General features: G+C 75.5%; 13 protein-coding genes. 7 read left to right on the top strand and 6 right to left on the bottom strand.

Annotation, left to right across the window (positions count from 1 at the left end):
* Positions 1 to 34 precede the first annotated feature (34 nt).
* Positions 35 to 1,039, bottom strand: coding sequence for an NADP-dependent oxidoreductase (locus ACFEMC_RS19630; protein ID WP_380171182.1), 1,005 nt, complete (start codon positions 1,037 to 1,039; stop codon positions 35 to 37).
* A gap of 40 nt (positions 1,040 to 1,079) precedes the next feature.
* Positions 1,080 to 1,472, bottom strand: a complete 393-nt coding sequence (locus ACFEMC_RS19625) for a DUF1304 domain-containing protein (RefSeq protein WP_380171181.1) — start codon at positions 1,470 to 1,472, stop codon at positions 1,080 to 1,082.
* A gap of 71 nt (positions 1,473 to 1,543) precedes the next feature.
* Between ACFEMC_RS19625 and ACFEMC_RS19620 the strand changes: the two genes are divergently transcribed.
* Entirely contained in the window at positions 1,544 to 2,134 is a 591-nt protein-coding gene (locus ACFEMC_RS19620; protein WP_380171180.1) for a TetR/AcrR family transcriptional regulator, read from the top strand.
* Between the two features lie 7 nt (positions 2,135 to 2,141).
* Here the strand turns inward: ACFEMC_RS19620 and ACFEMC_RS19615 are convergent, their stop codons facing one another.
* Entirely contained in the window at positions 2,142 to 4,373 is a 2,232-nt protein-coding gene (locus tag ACFEMC_RS19615) for an EAL domain-containing protein (protein ID WP_380171179.1), read from the bottom strand.
* A 90-nt stretch (positions 4,374 to 4,463) separates the two neighbouring features.
* Between ACFEMC_RS19615 and ACFEMC_RS19610 the strand changes: the two genes are divergently transcribed.
* From ACFEMC_RS19610 to ACFEMC_RS19600, 3 genes are all read left to right on the top strand, one after another.
* On the top strand, positions 4,464 to 5,372 hold the full coding sequence (locus tag ACFEMC_RS19610) for an ROK family protein (protein WP_380171178.1): 909 nt from the start codon (positions 4,464 to 4,466) through the stop codon (positions 5,370 to 5,372).
* 133 nt (positions 5,373 to 5,505) lie between these two features.
* The gene (locus ACFEMC_RS19605) at positions 5,506 to 7,569 is read left to right on the top strand and encodes a M12 family metallo-peptidase (protein ID WP_380171177.1); all 2,064 of its coding nucleotides are present in this window, start codon (positions 5,506 to 5,508) and stop codon (positions 7,567 to 7,569) included.
* A gap of 146 nt (positions 7,570 to 7,715) precedes the next feature.
* Entirely contained in the window at positions 7,716 to 8,936 is a 1,221-nt protein-coding gene (locus ACFEMC_RS19600; protein ID WP_380171176.1) for a glycosyltransferase family 4 protein, read from the top strand.
* Here the strand turns inward: ACFEMC_RS19600 and ACFEMC_RS19595 are convergent.
* Entirely contained in the window at positions 8,903 to 9,796 is an 894-nt protein-coding gene (locus ACFEMC_RS19595) for a hypothetical protein (RefSeq protein ID WP_380171175.1), read from the bottom strand. The two genes, ACFEMC_RS19600 and ACFEMC_RS19595, sit on opposite strands and share 34 nt — an antisense overlap.
* A 112-nt stretch (positions 9,797 to 9,908) precedes the next feature.
* Here ACFEMC_RS19595 and ACFEMC_RS19590 point away from each other — a divergent pair, with 112 nt between their 5' ends.
* Together ACFEMC_RS19590 and ACFEMC_RS19585 are read left to right on the top strand one after the other, a co-directional pair.
* On the top strand, positions 9,909 to 10,784 hold the full coding sequence (locus tag ACFEMC_RS19590; protein ID WP_380171174.1) for a hypothetical protein: 876 nt from the start codon (positions 9,909 to 9,911) through the stop codon (positions 10,782 to 10,784).
* Between the two features lie 139 nt (positions 10,785 to 10,923).
* The gene (locus ACFEMC_RS19585; protein ID WP_380171173.1) at positions 10,924 to 11,286 is read left to right on the top strand and encodes a hypothetical protein; all 363 of its coding nucleotides are present in this window, start codon (positions 10,924 to 10,926) and stop codon (positions 11,284 to 11,286) included.
* A 2-nt stretch (positions 11,287 to 11,288) separates the two neighbouring features.
* Here ACFEMC_RS19585 and ACFEMC_RS19580 read toward each other — a convergent pair whose 3' ends face one another.
* Positions 11,289 to 12,098, bottom strand: coding sequence for a hypothetical protein (locus tag ACFEMC_RS19580; protein WP_380171172.1), 810 nt, complete (start codon positions 12,096 to 12,098; stop codon positions 11,289 to 11,291).
* A gap of 124 nt (positions 12,099 to 12,222) precedes the next feature.
* Between ACFEMC_RS19580 and ACFEMC_RS19575 the strand changes: the two genes are divergently transcribed.
* Positions 12,223 to 13,284 (top strand): cation diffusion facilitator family transporter, encoded by a 1,062-nt coding sequence (locus ACFEMC_RS19575; protein WP_380171171.1) that lies wholly within the window; start codon positions 12,223 to 12,225, stop codon positions 13,282 to 13,284.
* 3 nt (positions 13,285 to 13,287) lie between these two features.
* On the opposite strand, the gene ACFEMC_RS19570 is transcribed toward ACFEMC_RS19575, so the two are convergent.
* Positions 13,288 to 13,992, bottom strand: a complete 705-nt coding sequence (locus tag ACFEMC_RS19570) for a haloacid dehalogenase type II (RefSeq protein WP_380171170.1) — start codon at positions 13,990 to 13,992, stop codon at positions 13,288 to 13,290.
* Positions 13,993 to 14,021 lie beyond the last annotated feature (29 nt).

The raw sequence follows: 14,021 nt of genomic DNA, 5'->3' as shown, positions 1-14,021 counted from the left end.
CGTGCGGGGCGGCGCCGTTCCTCGGTGGTGCACGTCAGACGCGGACGACCATCTTGCCGGTGTTCGCGCCGCGCATCATCGACAGGAACGCCTCGACGGAGTTCTCGATCCCGTCGACGACGGTCTCGTCGAACACGACCTTCCCCTCGGCGAACCAGCCGGTCATGCGCTCGCGGAACTCGCCGGCCAGGTGGGCGTGGTCGCCCACGATGAACCCGCGCAGCGTCAGCTTCTTGGCGACGAGCTGGAACAGGTTCTCCGGGCCGGGGGCGCGCTCGGTGCTGTTGTACGCCGAGATCGCGCCGCACAGGGCCGCGCGGCCGTGCGGGTTGAAGGTGTCGATCGCCGCGGCCAGGTGGTCGCCGCCGACGTTGTCGAAGAACACGTCGACCCCGTCCGGGACGACGGTCGGGAGCTGCTCGCGGATCGGGGCGTCCTTGTAGTTCACGGCCGCGTCGTACCCGTACTTCGAGGTGAGCAGTTCCACCTTCTCGGCCGAACCGGCCGAGCCGACGACGCGGCCCGCACCCAGCAGACGGGCGATCTGGCCGACGGCGGTGCCGACGGCACCGGCTGCGCCGGAGACGAAGACGGTGTCGCCCTCCTGCAGGTGCGCGACGTCGACGAGGCCGGCGTAGGCCGTCAGACCCGTCATGCCGAGGATGCCGAGGTGGACCGAGCTGGGGGCGCCGGGGACGTCGGAGACCGCGCGGAACTCCGCGGCCGGGCCCTGGGCGACGTCGCGCCAGCCGAGGTTGTGCACGACGAGCGTGCCCTCGGGCAGCTCGGCGCTGTTCGAGGAGACGACGCGGCCGACGGCGCCGCCGGTCATGGTCTCGCCGAGCGCGTACGGCGGGACGTAGCTCTTGGCGTCGTTCATGCGGCCGCGCATGTACGGGTCGACGGAGGTGAACTCGTTCCGGACACGCACCTCGCCGTCGGCGAGCTCGGGCAGTTCGACCTGGACGGTGCGGAAGTCCTCCGCCGTCGGCCAGCCCTTCGGGCGGGCGACGAGCTGGATCTGGGTGCTGGTGGGCACGGGTGGTTCCTCTCGGTTCTTCGGGTGTTCCCGGGACGTCTCAGTGGGCGAGTGCGATCGCCAGCAGCAGGGCGCCGAGCAGTGCGGGCAGGATCTGGACGGCGGCCGGTCGGGCCTTGGAGCGGTCCGAGGCGAGCAGCACCACACCGGCGCCGACCATGGACAGCGTCCCGACGAGCACCAGGGTGGCGCCGACGGCGTGGTTCCCCGCGGCGAGCACGACGACTCCCGCGACGATCTCGACCGCCAGGAAGAGGTTGTAGAAGCCCTGGTTGAAGGCCATCGGCGCGGTGGTGCGCGCGGTGGCCTCGTCCGTGCCGAACACGGCGCGGGCGCGCGGCCGCGTCCACAGCACGGACTCGAGCACGAACACGTAGACGTGCACGAGAGCGGCGACCAGGGACAGCACCGAAGCGGCGACGAGCACGGGCACTCAGCTCCTGCGGACGGGGCCCTCTGCTGGACGGCCCGTTGTGTGATGACCGTTCCACTATACTCACGTCCATGGGCAGGGTGCAGACCTTCGACACCGCGACCGTCGTCCGGGCGGCGCGGACGCTCTTCTGGGAGCGCGGTTACGAGGACGTCTCCGTCCCCGACCTGGAGGAGGCCACCGGGATCCGCCGCTCGAGCCTCTACCACGCGTTCGGGAACAAGCGCGGGGTCTTCGACGCGGCCGTGGAGAGCTACCTCGAGGACGTCGTCCGACCCCGGTTGCGTCCCCTGCAGCAGCCCGAGGTGGACCCCGACGCCCTCGTCGCGTACCTGCGGGGGCTGCGGGCCGCCCTGGCGGACGGCCGGCCCGCGGCGGTGCAGGCCGGGTGCCTCCTGCTCAACGCGGCGACGGCCCCCGTCGGGCGGGACGAGGCGGTCGCGCAGGTCGTCCACGCCTACCGCGCCGAACTGCACGCCGCCTTCGAGCGGGGGGCGGTCGCCGCGGGAACCACTGCGCCGCAGCAGGTCGCGACGTTGTGCACCTCGGCCGTCGTCAGCGCCTTCGTGCTCGCGCGGATCGACCCGGCCGAGGCCGTCGCGACGCTCGATGCCGTCCTGGCGGTCCTCCGGCCGGGAGTCGGGGCCCGCCGGGCGGGCTGACCGGTCCTCAGGCGGGGACGCGGCGGCGCTTGACCCGGTACATGGCGTGGTCGGCGGTGCGCAGCAGGTCCTCGAACGTGCGTGCGTCCGCGCCGGACACCGACACCCCGGTGCTGATCCCGAGGGACAGCTGCACGCCGTGCAGGTCGACGGGGTCGGCGACGCGGGCGGCCACGTCGGCCACCGTGCGGGCGGCCACGTCGTCGGCGTCGTCGGGGTGCAGGCCGGTGAGGGCGACGATGAACTCGTCGCCGCCCAGTCGGGCGAGCACGGCGCCGGCCGGCGTGGACTGGCGCAGGCGCCGGGCCACCTCGACGAGCAGGTCGTCCCCGGCCGCGTGGCCGAGTTCGTCGTTGACGACCTTGAACCCGTCGAGGTCGCAGAACAGCAGGGCCGTGCGGGTGCCCTCGCGGCGCAGCGCGGCCTCGACGAGCGGTTCGACGTGCCGGCGGTTCGCCAGACCGGTCAGCGGGTCGGTGTAGGCGAACTGCTCGATGCGCCGCAGGTGCTCGCGGGACCGTTCGCGTTCGAGGTCGAGTTCCTGCTGGGCCCGGACGCGGGCGGTCACGTCGTTCTGGACGCCGATGTACTGCACGACGCGGCCGGTCGCGTCGGTGACGGGAGCCAGGTACACCTCGTTCCACCAGGGTTCGCGCTGCGGTCCGCGGTAGTTCAGCAGGACCCCGCGCCACTCCAGGCCGCCGCGCAGGGCGGTGCGGATCTCGTCGACGGTCGTCCTGTCGGTGTCCGCGCCCTGCAGGACACGGCAGTTGCGGCCCAGGACGTCCTCGGCCCGCAGTCCGGAGAGTTCCTCGAAGGCGGAGTTCACGTACACCAGCGGTTCGTCCGGGCGCAGCATGTCGGCGATGGCGATGCCGCTCGTCGTCGCCCCGAGGGCGCGTTGCAGCAAGGCCTCCGCGGCCTCGGGGGCCACGGCCGCGGGGATCCGCGCAAGGGCGGTCCGCCGCGGCACCGTGACGGGGACCTCCGGGACGGTCGCGGTGCGCGGGGCGACGCGGGACAGCAGCGACTGGGCGGCCGCCGCGACGGTCGTGCGTTCGTACGTCAGCGCGTACTCGAACATCCGCTCCCGCTCCGGGCCGGCGTCGCCGAGGTCGCGCGCCAGCAGCGCGGCGGCGAAGTGCGGGGCGAGGACGACGACGTCCCACTCCCCACGGACGGGGTCGTGGGGGTCCAGGGCCGCCCCGCGCACGCCGGGCAGGGGGGTCTCGGGCAGGTCCTCCCCGAGCGCGCAGACGAACCCCACGCGGTCGGCGAGGTCGCGGTAGCGGCTGCGGGTGGCGGGGGTGAAGTGCCGCGCGAACTGGAACGTCGAGGCGACGACGCAGGTGTCGCCCAGGCGCATGGCCTCGCGTTCGAGCTGCTTGCTCAGCTCGATGAGCAGCGCCTTGGGGGCGCGCCGCAACGGGGTTCCCGCGGGCAGCAGGGAGAACGGCGACGGGGTCTCGGCGGCCGTCACCGGCGCCGGCGGCGGCAGGAGGAGCCCGGAGACGGCGGCCGCGGGCGGCGGCGGGGCGGCGGGGCGGCCGAACAGCCAGCCCTGGCCCAGCTGGGCGCCGAGGGCGCGCGCGGTGAGCAGGTGCCCCTCGTCCTCGATCCCCTCGGCCAGCACCAGGGCGCCGGTCTCCTGGGCGTAGGCGTTGACCGCGTTCATGATCTGCGCGACGGCGGGACCGGGCCGGTCCTGGACGAGGCGCAGGTCGAGCTTGACGACGTCCGGGCGCAGCAGCGGCATGAACGCCAGCGACATCGCGTCCGCGCCGACGTCGTCGAGGGCGATGGCCCAGCCGAGCTCGCGGACGCGGGTGACGGTGCGCAGGAGTTCGGCGGGGCGCGCGGCCAGGGCGCGTTCGGTCATCTCCACGACGACGCGGAGCCCGTCCTGGGCGCCGTCGGCGAGCGCCATGAGTTCCGTCAGCGGGGCGGCGTCGAGGATCTCCGGTTCCACGTTGACGAAGAGCGTCAGGGGCGCCACGACGCCGTGCTCCAACGCCCCGCGCAGGGCCGCGGCCCGGCAGGCGTGGTCGAGCTCGGACAGCACGCCCGCGGCGCGGGCGGCGGCGAAGAGCTGGTCGGGTCGCTGCAGCGGGCCGACGGGACCGCGGGCCAGCGCTTCGTACGCGACGACCGCGCCGGTGTCGAGGTCGACGATCGGCTGGTAGACGCTGTGGACGGCCTGCTCGCGCAGGACGTCGTGGATCGAGGAGCCGGTCGTCACCCCGTGTCCTTCGGCAACCGGCACCCGTTCCTGCAACGCCTTGTCGCCCGAACGGCTCAGCGGGCACCGGGCGCGTGGGAGGGTGGCCGCGTGAGCGTGGTGCTGGCCGTCGACGTCGGTGGGACCGGTTTGAAGGGGGCGGTCGTCGACGTGCACGGGCGCACCCTGGCCCGTCGCGACCGGCCGACGGCCCTGGACGGCCGCGGTCCCGCGGAGAACCTGCTGGCCCTGCTGGCGGACCTGTCGGCCCTGGCGGGACCGCAGGCACCCGTCGCCGTCGGCGTCGGAACCCCGGGCATCGTCGAGGAGGCCACGGGCACCGTCGTCTACGCCTCGAACCTCGGCTGGCGCGACTTCGGGCTGCGGGCGCTGCTGGAGGACTCGACGGGGCTCCCGGTCGGCGTGGGTCACGACGCGCGGGCCGCGGGCCGGGCCGAGCAGCTCGCCTCCGGCACGCACGGCAGCTTCGTCTTCGTCCCCATCGGCACGGGGATCGCGGCCGCGCTCGTCGTCGAGGGGACGGCGGTCTCGGGCGTCTCCGGGGCGGCGGGGGAGTTCGGGCACGTGGTCGTCCACCCCGGCGGGGAACTCTGCCCGTGCGGGCAGCGGGGGTGCGTCGAGGCCTACGCGGCCGGCGGTGCGGTGCTGCGCCGGTACCGCGCCCGGGGCGGTGAGGCGGCCTCGACGGCCGAGGTCGTCGGCCTCGTCGGCGCGGACGCGCGCGCCGACGAGGTGTGGGCGGACGCCGTCCGCGCGCTGGCGCTGGGGCTGCAGGGGCTGACCATGCTGCTCGACCCGGCCGAGATCGTCCTCGGGGGCGGCGTGTCGGGGGCCGGTGCGGTGCTGCTCGACCCGCTCGAGGCCGAGCTCCGCGCGCTGCTCGCCTGGCGGTCGCCGCCCCCGCTGCGGACGGCCCGCTGGGGCTCGGAGGCGGGCCGCATCGGGGCGGCCCTGCTGGGGTTCGAGCGGGTCGGGACGACCCCGGAGTTCCTGCTCTAGAAGGGGTTCCGCCGGGTGAGCTAACCACTCTAGAAGAGGTTTGCTGGAAGTCTAGACAGTTTCACTTAGGCAACTTACCCCGCCCAGGTGAACTGGTTGAAGGTGCGAGCAGGTTCGCGCCGAACGACCTGCCGTGCCCGTTCGCCTGCCCCGCCGCCTCGCCGTCCTGCCGCTCCTGGCGCTCGCCGTCGGCGTCCCCGCGTCCCCCGCCGCCGCGACGACGACCCCGGCGACGACCCCGGCGACGACGGTCGAGACGGGCACCCTCGTGCAGGTCGCGACCGAGACCTCCGCCCACGAGGGCGGCGCCGACCACGACGGCACCCGCACCCTCCTGCGCCGCGCGGACGGCACCTTCACCGACGTGCGGGGCGAGTCCGTCGAGCACCTCGCCACCGGGACGACGGTCCGCGCGCAGGTCCGCGACGGGGAGGTCGTCGACGTCGCCGCCCGTCCCGGTGTGCGCACGCTGGCCGCCGCCGGCGGGCCCTCGACCGTCCGCGTCGCGATGGTCGTCCCCGCGGGCGTGACCCAGGACGCGACCCCGATCACGGCCGCGCAGGTCGCCACCTCGATCCAGCAGGCCTCGGACTACTGGTCGTCCCAGACCGCGGGGCAGGTCACGTTCCAGCTCGCCGGCGTCCAGGCCTGGACCAGCAGCAGCCGCCCCTGCTCCGACGTCGGGGGCGTGTGGACCGACGCCGCCCGCGCCGTCGGGTTCACCGGCTCCCCGCGCGAGCACCTCGTCGTGGTGCTTCCCCGCAACGCGTACACGTCCGGGGCCTGCGCGGCCTACGGCCTGGGCTCGATCGGCGCCGGACCGGACAGCCCCGGCTACGTCTACGTCACCGACACCGAGCCGTCCCTGTGGGCCCACGAGCTCGGGCACAACCTCGGCCTCGGGCACGCGAACCTGCTCTCCTCGGCCACCGCCAGCGACGTCGCCTGGAACGGGACCGCCTACCCGGGCGCGACGCGCGTCGGCTACGGCGACGTCTGGGACGTCATGTCCTTCTCCGGCCGCACGATCGGGCACGGCAACCTCGGCATCGCCGGCCAGTACCGGCTCGGCCTCCTGCCCGCGGGGATCCAGGACGTGCGGACCACCGGCTCCTACACGCTGGCGGCGCTGCCGAACGCCGCCGACGGGCGGGTGCACGGCCTGCGCGCCGTCGACCCGGCCACCGGCACGGCCTACTTCGTGGAGCTGCGCGGTCGCTCCACCGGTGACGACCTCGTCGCCTCCGACGCCAGTCGCCCCACCCGCGGTGTCCGCGTCACGACCGCCGACCGCGGCGAGTCCGGCGCCACCCTCGCCCTCGACGCCACCCCCACCGGCCGCCGCGGCGACGTCGACCTGACGATCGCCCCCGGGACCACCCTGTCGACGGCGTCGGGCCGTCTGCACGTCACCGTCACCGCCGTCGACGGCGCCCAGGCCACCGTCACGGTGACGTTCGGCGACGCCCCGGGCCGCACGACCGTGCCCACGCCGGCACCGACGACGACCACGGCGCCCACGTCCGGCAGTGGCGTGTCCTTCAGCCGCGACGGCGTGAACCACGTCGTCTCCGGACCGGTGCTGGAGAAGTACCTCGCCCTCGGCGCCCAGCGCGGGCAGCTCGGCTGGCCGACCAGCGACGCGATCGCCGTGCGCGACGGCGGAGTCGTGCAGCGGTTCGAGGGCGGTCTCGTCTACTGGACGGCCGGCACCGGCGCGCAGGTCGTCGCGGGGGCCGTGCTCGGCGAGTACGCCTCGATCGGCTGGGAGGGGTCCACGCTGGGGTTCCCGACGAGCGGTGAGATCGGCGTGACCGGCGGTGTGGTGCAGCGCTTCCAGCGCGGCCTCGTCTACTGGACGCCTGCGACCGGGGCCCACGCCGTGCGCGGCGCCGTCGAGGGGCGCTACGCCGCGGCCGGCTGGGAGCGCTCGGCGCTCGGGTTCCCCACGTCCGACGAGATCGCCCTGCCGGGCGGGGTCGTGCAGCGCTTCACCGGTGGCAACGTCTACTGGACGCCCGCCACCGGCGCGCAGGTCGTCAAGGGCGCGATCCTCGGCGAGTGGGGCCGGCGCGGGTGGGAGCGGTCCCGCCTCGGCTGGCCCGTCGGCGAGGAGGTGCCCGTCGCCGGCGGCGTGCGCCAGCAGTTCCAGGGCGGCACCCTCACCTGGACCGCCGCCACCGGCCGCGTCGCCTGACCCCTCCGCCTCGTCGAACCGGCCCGCCTGGTCCCGCGTGGAAAACACTCCCTCCGCCCTCGGGAGACGTGTTCCGAGGGCGGAAAGAGTGTTTTCCGCCCGACCGGCGCGGGGGACCAGGAGGGGTGGTCTGGCAGGCTCGGCGGGTGCGCCTGCTCGTGATCACCGACGGAGTCCCGCCCGAGCACCGCGGCGGGGTGGCCAGTTCCGTCCTCGTCGAGGTCGACGAGCTGGCGCGGCGCGGGCACGAGGTCACCGTCCTCGTCCGGCGGCACGACGCCGATGCCCCGCTCGTGGAGGACCGCGGGCACTACCGCCTGCTGCGCCACCCCGCCCCGGCCCGCGGCAGCCGCGCCTACTACGCCCACCCCGCGGCGACCCTCCTCCAGGTGCCGGGCTGGCTGCGCTCGCTCGTGGCCCGCGAGGGCTTCGACGCGCTCTACGTCCACTCCACCTTCCACGCCGCGGCCGCCGTCCGCGCCGGGCTCGGCGACCGCACGGTGCTCCGCTTCCACGCGCCCGCCTCGCTCGAGGTCGGCCTGGACGCCGCGGGCGGGAAGTACCCGCTGGTCCGCGCGGCCGGTGGCCTCGCCGGCCGCGTCGTCGCCGACCTCACCCGGCGCGCGGAGCTGGCGGCCGTCAACGGGTCGGCCCGCACGCTGACGACGAGCTGGTACGTCCGGAGGTTGCTGCAGCAGGTCCACCCGACCGCGTCGGCGCGCGTGGACGTCGTGCCCCTCGCGGTCGACCTGGACCGCTTCGCGCCCGGTCCGCCGGAGCGGGAACGCCTCGGGCTGACCGGGGACCCGGTGGTCGTCACCGTGCGACGGCTCGTGCGCCGGATGGGGCTGGAGAACCTGCTCGACGCGTTCGGCGCCGTCGTCGAACGGCACCCGGGGGCGCGGCTCGTCGTGGGCGGCACGGGGTACCTCGCGGACGAGCTGCGCGAACGGGCCGACCGGCTCGGCCTCCCGGTCGACTTCCCCGGGTTCGTCGCGGAGGACGACCTGCCCGCGCTCTACCGCTCGGCGGACCTGTTCGTCCTGCCGACGCTGGAGATGGAGGGCTTCGGCATCGTCACCGTCGAGGCCTTCGCCAGCGGGCTGCCCGTCGTCGCGACGCCCGTCGGGGCCAACCCGGAGGTCGCTGGGTCGCTGGACGCCCGCACGATCGCCGCGTCCACCGCGCCCGCGGACCTCGCCGCAGCGGTCCTGCGCGGGCTGGACCTGCGCGAGGACCTGGCCGCCCGGGCCCGGGAGCACGTGGAGCAGCGGTTCTCCCCGGCCGCGGTCGTCGACCGCGTCGAGGTGGCGCTCGCGGAGGTGAGCGCCGCTCAGCAGCGGGGCGCGTCGGCCGCCAGGCGCTGAACCGTGCGCAGGTGCTCGGTGTCGGTCGAGGTGGTTCCCGCCGACGCCGGGTCGGGCACGGCGACGCCCGTCCGGACGAGTTCCTCGTTGACGTCGAGACCGTCGTCGGTGCGGTACCAGCCCGCCCCCGCCACGTCGACGCGCTGCCCGATCGGCAGGTAGGAGAACAGGTCCCGCACGTAGGCGTCGCGGCACCCCTCGGCGGGGACGACCCCGGCCAGCTGCTGCGGGGCGGTGTCGCCGTCCAGGCCGGCGACCACCGGGACGGGGCCGGCGGACCACGCGACGACCGTCGCGGACGCGGCGACCCGGGTGGCGGTGGCGGTGGCGGTCTGCGACGGCGCACCGCTCGCGGTGCCCGTGCCGCGCACCCCCTCCTGCAGCGCCCGCTGCACCACGACGGGGTTCGGTGGCGTGCGCTGCTGACCCCAGGTGGTGAGCACCCCGACGACGACGAGCGCCACCAGGCCGGCCACGACGACGACCCGGCGACGGGACCCGCGCCCGTCCACGTGGGCGGCGCCGGGGGCGAGGAGCTCGTGGTGCGGGGTCTCCTCGACGTTCTGCTCCGGGGCCCACGGGGTCTCCCAGCGGGCCAGTTCCCCGCCGCCGGACAGCTCGACGCGCACGGCGGCACCGCGGGCGGAGTAGCGCAGGTCGAGCGCCACGATGCGCCAGGGCGGGGAGTCCTCGCGGTGGACGGCGACGACGACGGCCCGGCCACCGGTGTGCAGGGGGTTGCCGTTCCCGCGGACCTTGACGAAGTCGCCGGGGCGCAGCGCCTCGAGGTCGGGTACCCGCACGGCGACCCATCGGCGCGCGGGCCCGCCTCCTGAGGCGTGCAGGAACGCTGCAGCCATCGGCCGCGGACGCCCCGCGCAGACCCCTCGGCCCGGCGTGTCGCGCGATGGGTGCAGCGTTCCTGCACGCCCCCCCCGGAACGGACGGGTGCCGCGCCGCGTCCGAACCTGCATGACCCGCCTCGCCGCGGCCCTCCTCGCCGTCCTGCTGCTGGCGGCCTGCGCGCCGCAGGGACCCACCCCGGGGACGGCCCCGGTACCGAGCCGCGCCGACCTGGTGCCCGACACCCACGACGGTCCGCTCACGACCACCGGGACCGTGCTCGAGGACGCCGGGCACGGACCGCAGCTCTGCGTGGGGGCCGTCGCGACGTCCTACCCGCCGCAGTGCGGAGGCCCTGACGTCCTGGGCTTCTCCTTCGACGACGTGCCGGCGGGCGCGTACGGAGCAGCGGTGGACAGCCGCTGGGGTCACTTCGCCCTGACGGGGGTCGTGGAGCGGCTGGGGGACCGGGACGCCGTCCGGCTCACCGCGCCGCCGCGACCCGCGACGGAACCGCTCGACCCGCCGCTGGTCGCGGAGTTCCCGGTGGACTTCACCACCCCGTGCCCCGCCCCCGCGGGCGGCCGGACCGAGCCGGACCCCGCCCGGGCGGGCGACGACGCGCTCGGCAGTGCCGGGGCCGTAGCCCCCGGGGTGCCCGGCTACACGCTGCTCTGGATCGACGAGCAGGCGCCGGGGCACCGCGTCCTGAACGTCTCGACCGCCGGGGACCTGGCCGCGATGGAGAGCGCGGTCCGCCAGGTGTGGGGCGGCGCCCTGTGCGTGAGCCCGGCCCAACGCTCGGAGGCGGACCTCGCCCGGGTGCGGGAGGAGGTCGAGGCGTCCGTGGCGCCGCTGGTGCTCGACGTGCAGCTCGACGCGAAGGCCGGCCGGGTCACCGCCACGGCCCTGCTGGCGCGGGAGTCCGACCAGCAGCGCCTGGACGAACGGTACGGCCCGGGTGTCGTCCGGCTCAGCAGCGTCCTGCGGGTGCCCTCGATCTGACCCGGGCGCGGCCCGTCAAGCCCCGCCGCCGCCGACCGGGTGGTCCTGGCCGGGCGCGCTCCAGCGGAGGCGGGGGAGGGCCGATGTCCGGGTGACGGCCGCCGAGGGGGCGACCGTGCCGATCCCCGGGAGTTGCCTGATGTCCCACGAAGCAGACACCGTCGCCGAGCGCCCGACCGGCGCGCAGACCGTGGCGCCCGTCCAGGCCTCCGCCCTCCTGTTCGCCGCGTCGATCCTGGGCGAGGGCAGCTACACCCCCGAGCAGGAGCTCAAGGGGACGCTGAACGCCGCCGGCCGCGCCGAGGCGCACACCCCGGCCCCCGTCGAACCCGTGTTCGAGCCGGTGGTCGAGCAGGTCGTCGAGCAGGCTCCCGCGCCGACGCCCCAGCCGGCGCCGCTGCCCGTGGCCCAGCCCGTCGCCGAGCCCGCGCCCACCCCGGTCCCCGTGGAGCACAAGGGCTTCCTCGCCCGTCTCATCGACAAGCTCCTCGGCCGCAGCTGAGCTCAGGCGAGCGCGAAGTCCGCGAGCGCGCTGCGCGGCACCTCCTCGGCGGGGAGCAGCACGGCGCGCTCGTACCCACCTCGGGTGGAGAAACGGCCCTGCAGGAGGAGGCGGTCGCGGACGGTCGGGCGTACCCTGCGCTGCAGCCCACGGGGATCGGTGAAGACGACGGTCCCCGTCGAGCCCTCTGCCGTCGTCGTGCAGCCGGGGCCGAAGGCGCGCTCGACGTCGCGGTCGGCGAGGTGGTCCCCGCCGCGGTCGCCCTTGCGTCCACGGCGGTGCGACGTCCGCACGTAGCTGAGGGGTCCGACGCCGTCCTGGACCGCCGTCAGGTGCAGGTGCACGTCGAGGCCGTGCGCACCCGCGTCCCGCGTCCAGCCCACCTCGGCGGCGGGGGCGCTGGCCAGCGTCAGGACGCCGTTCATGTCCCAGATGCGGACCTGACGGCGGCAGTGCGCGGCGGCCACGCCGCTGATGAGCGGGTGCCGCAGGAAGCGCGCGTAGGGGTCCTCGGGGTCGACGGGCGGGCGGCTGCCGAGCAGGTCGACGTCGCGCGGGACCGCACGCCGGCTGCCCGGGTCGGCGACGAGCCGGCGGCGCCGGTGGACGATGTCCGCGCTCTGGTCGGCGATGAGGTCGTCGGTGCGGGACAGCACCTCGGCGAGGAGTTCGTCGGCCTCGGTGCCCGCCCCGGTGCCCAGCAGCGCCGCCAGGTCCGTCGAGGCGATGCCGTCGCGGCGCAGGTCGTCCAGGACCCGTCGGGCCTCCGGCGTCAGGTGCGCGCTTCGTCGCGGTCCGCGGAGCAGACGCACGGCCGGACTCCTCTCGTCGGGTGTGGGCACCGTAGCGGCGTCGCTCCGTAGATCGCCAGTGACGCGCGGTGAGGCGGGTGATGTCGGCGCGCGCCGGGGGCCGCGCTGGGATACATCGGAGGGCGTGGCTGAGGAAACCCGCGGAACAGTGCTCGTGGCGTTGCTGGCGAACGTCGGCGTCGGCGTCGCCAAGGGCGTCGGCGGGGTGGTGACGGGGTCGAGCGCGCTGCTGGCCGAGGCCGCCCACTCGGTCGCCGACACCCTCAACGAGGCCTTCCTGCTGCTCTCCCTCAGCCGGGCGGACCGGCCGGCCGACCGGACCCACCCCTTCGGCTACGGCAAGGAACGCTTCTTCTGGTCGCTGCTCGCCGCGGTCGGGATCTTCGTCTCCGGTGCGGTGTTCTCCATCGCCGAGGGCGTGCACTCCCTCACCAGCGAGGTCGAGGAGACGTCGACGCAGCACTTCGTCGTCATCTACGCGATCCTCGGCGTCTCGATCCTGCTCGAGGGCGGGTCGCTGCTGAAGGCGCTGCGGCAGGTCGTGCGCGAGGCCGCGTCGGCCCGTCGGCGGCTGCTCACCTACGTCGTCCGCAGCCCCGACCCGACCGTCAAGACCGTGGCCAGCGAGGACAGCATCGCGGTCCTCGGGGTCCTCGTGGCGCTCGCGGGCACGATCGCCCACCAGGTGACGGGGTCGAACGTCTGGGACGCGCTGAGCTCGATCGTCATCGGCGCGCTGCTGGCCGTCGTCGCGGTCCTGCTCGGCCGGGACACCAAGGAACTCCTGATCGGCGAGGCCGCCGACCCTGCCGTGCGGGTCGAGGCCGTCCGGGTCCTGACGGCCGAGGACGCCGTGGTGCGCGTCCAGGAGGTGCTGACCATGCAGCTCGGCCCGAAGAACGTCCTCGTCGCGGGCCGCGTGCAGTTCGCCGAGGAGCTCACGGCCCGTGAGGTCGAGGTCGTCTGCACGCGCGCCGAGGAGGAGATGCGCCGCCGGGTGCCCTCGATCACGCAGGTGTTCCTCGACCCCAGCGCCGTCTCGGCCTCGGCCGACGCGGCGGCCCGGGAACGGCTCGCCGACACCGAGCGCGAGGCCGCCGGACTGCTCGACCCCGGCGCCACGGCCTCGCTGCCCCAGCCCCGGACCCGCACGGGACGGGGTCTGCGCGCCGGTCCGCTGGCCTGAGGCTCAGTCGCGCAGGACCCGCTCGGCCAGGTCGTCCAGCCCGCGGGCGGTGACGCTCGGCGGAGTCGCGTGCCGGGGGTAGGTGCCCGTCCCGGCGCGGTCCAGGTACGCCGTGCGCATCCCCGCACCGGCCGCTCCGTCGAGGTCCCAGGGGTGGACGGCGACGAACAGCACCTCTTCGGGGGCGAGCGAACACACGTCGAGGGCGTGCCCGTAGGCGGCGGCGTGGGGTTTCCACGGCCCGACCGTCTCGACGGACAGGACGTGGACGACGTCCTCGCGGACCCCGGCGCGTTCCAGCAGACCCTCGCACGTCGCCAGACCGCCGTTCGTCAGGGCGACCGTGACGACGCCGTCCGCGCGGAACCGGTGCAGCCCAGCGGGGACGTCGGGGTGCAGGACGACCTCGTCGAACGCGCCGAGCACGTGCGCGACCGCGTCCTCGAGGGGGCGGTCGAGGCGCTCGACGGCGAGTTCGGTGCGCAGGACGTCCGCGGCGACGTCGGCGAAGGGGAGGGGGTCCTCGCGCAGCGTCCGGGCGAAACCGTCGCGCAGGACGGCGGGCAGGAACCGGGCCGCCACGGCCGGTCCGGCGCCGACGGACGCCAGCCGGGCGGCGACGGCGCCGAGGTCGGACAGGGTCTCGTTGACGTCGAGGACGACGGCGGACGGACGGGGGAGGTCGGCGGGGAGTTCCGAGGGGGACACGTCCGACCGTAGGCGGCCGCGAGGTTCCC

This window comes from Kineococcus sp. DHX-1, from assembly GCF_042473625.1.
Taxonomy (GTDB): Bacteria; Actinomycetota; Actinomycetes; order Actinomycetales; family Kineococcaceae; genus Kineococcus.
Note: the sequence above shows the minus strand (reverse complement) of the source record. Positions and strands in the feature narration are given on the sequence as shown.

Excerpts from the sequence above, each read along its gene's own strand:
- ACFEMC_RS19620 (WP_380171180.1), top strand. The coding sequence starts at position 1,544 with ATGGGCAGGGTGCAGACCTTCGACACCGCGACCGTCGTCCGGGCGGCG.
- ACFEMC_RS19595 (WP_380171175.1), bottom strand. The coding sequence starts at position 9,796 with ATGGCTGCAGCGTTCCTGCACGCCTCAGGAGGCGGGCCCGCGCGCCGA.
- ACFEMC_RS19590 (WP_380171174.1), top strand. The coding sequence starts at position 9,909 with ATGACCCGCCTCGCCGCGGCCCTCCTCGCCGTCCTGCTGCTGGCGGCC.
- ACFEMC_RS19585 (WP_380171173.1), top strand. The coding sequence starts at position 10,924 with ATGTCCCACGAAGCAGACACCGTCGCCGAGCGCCCGACCGGCGCGCAG.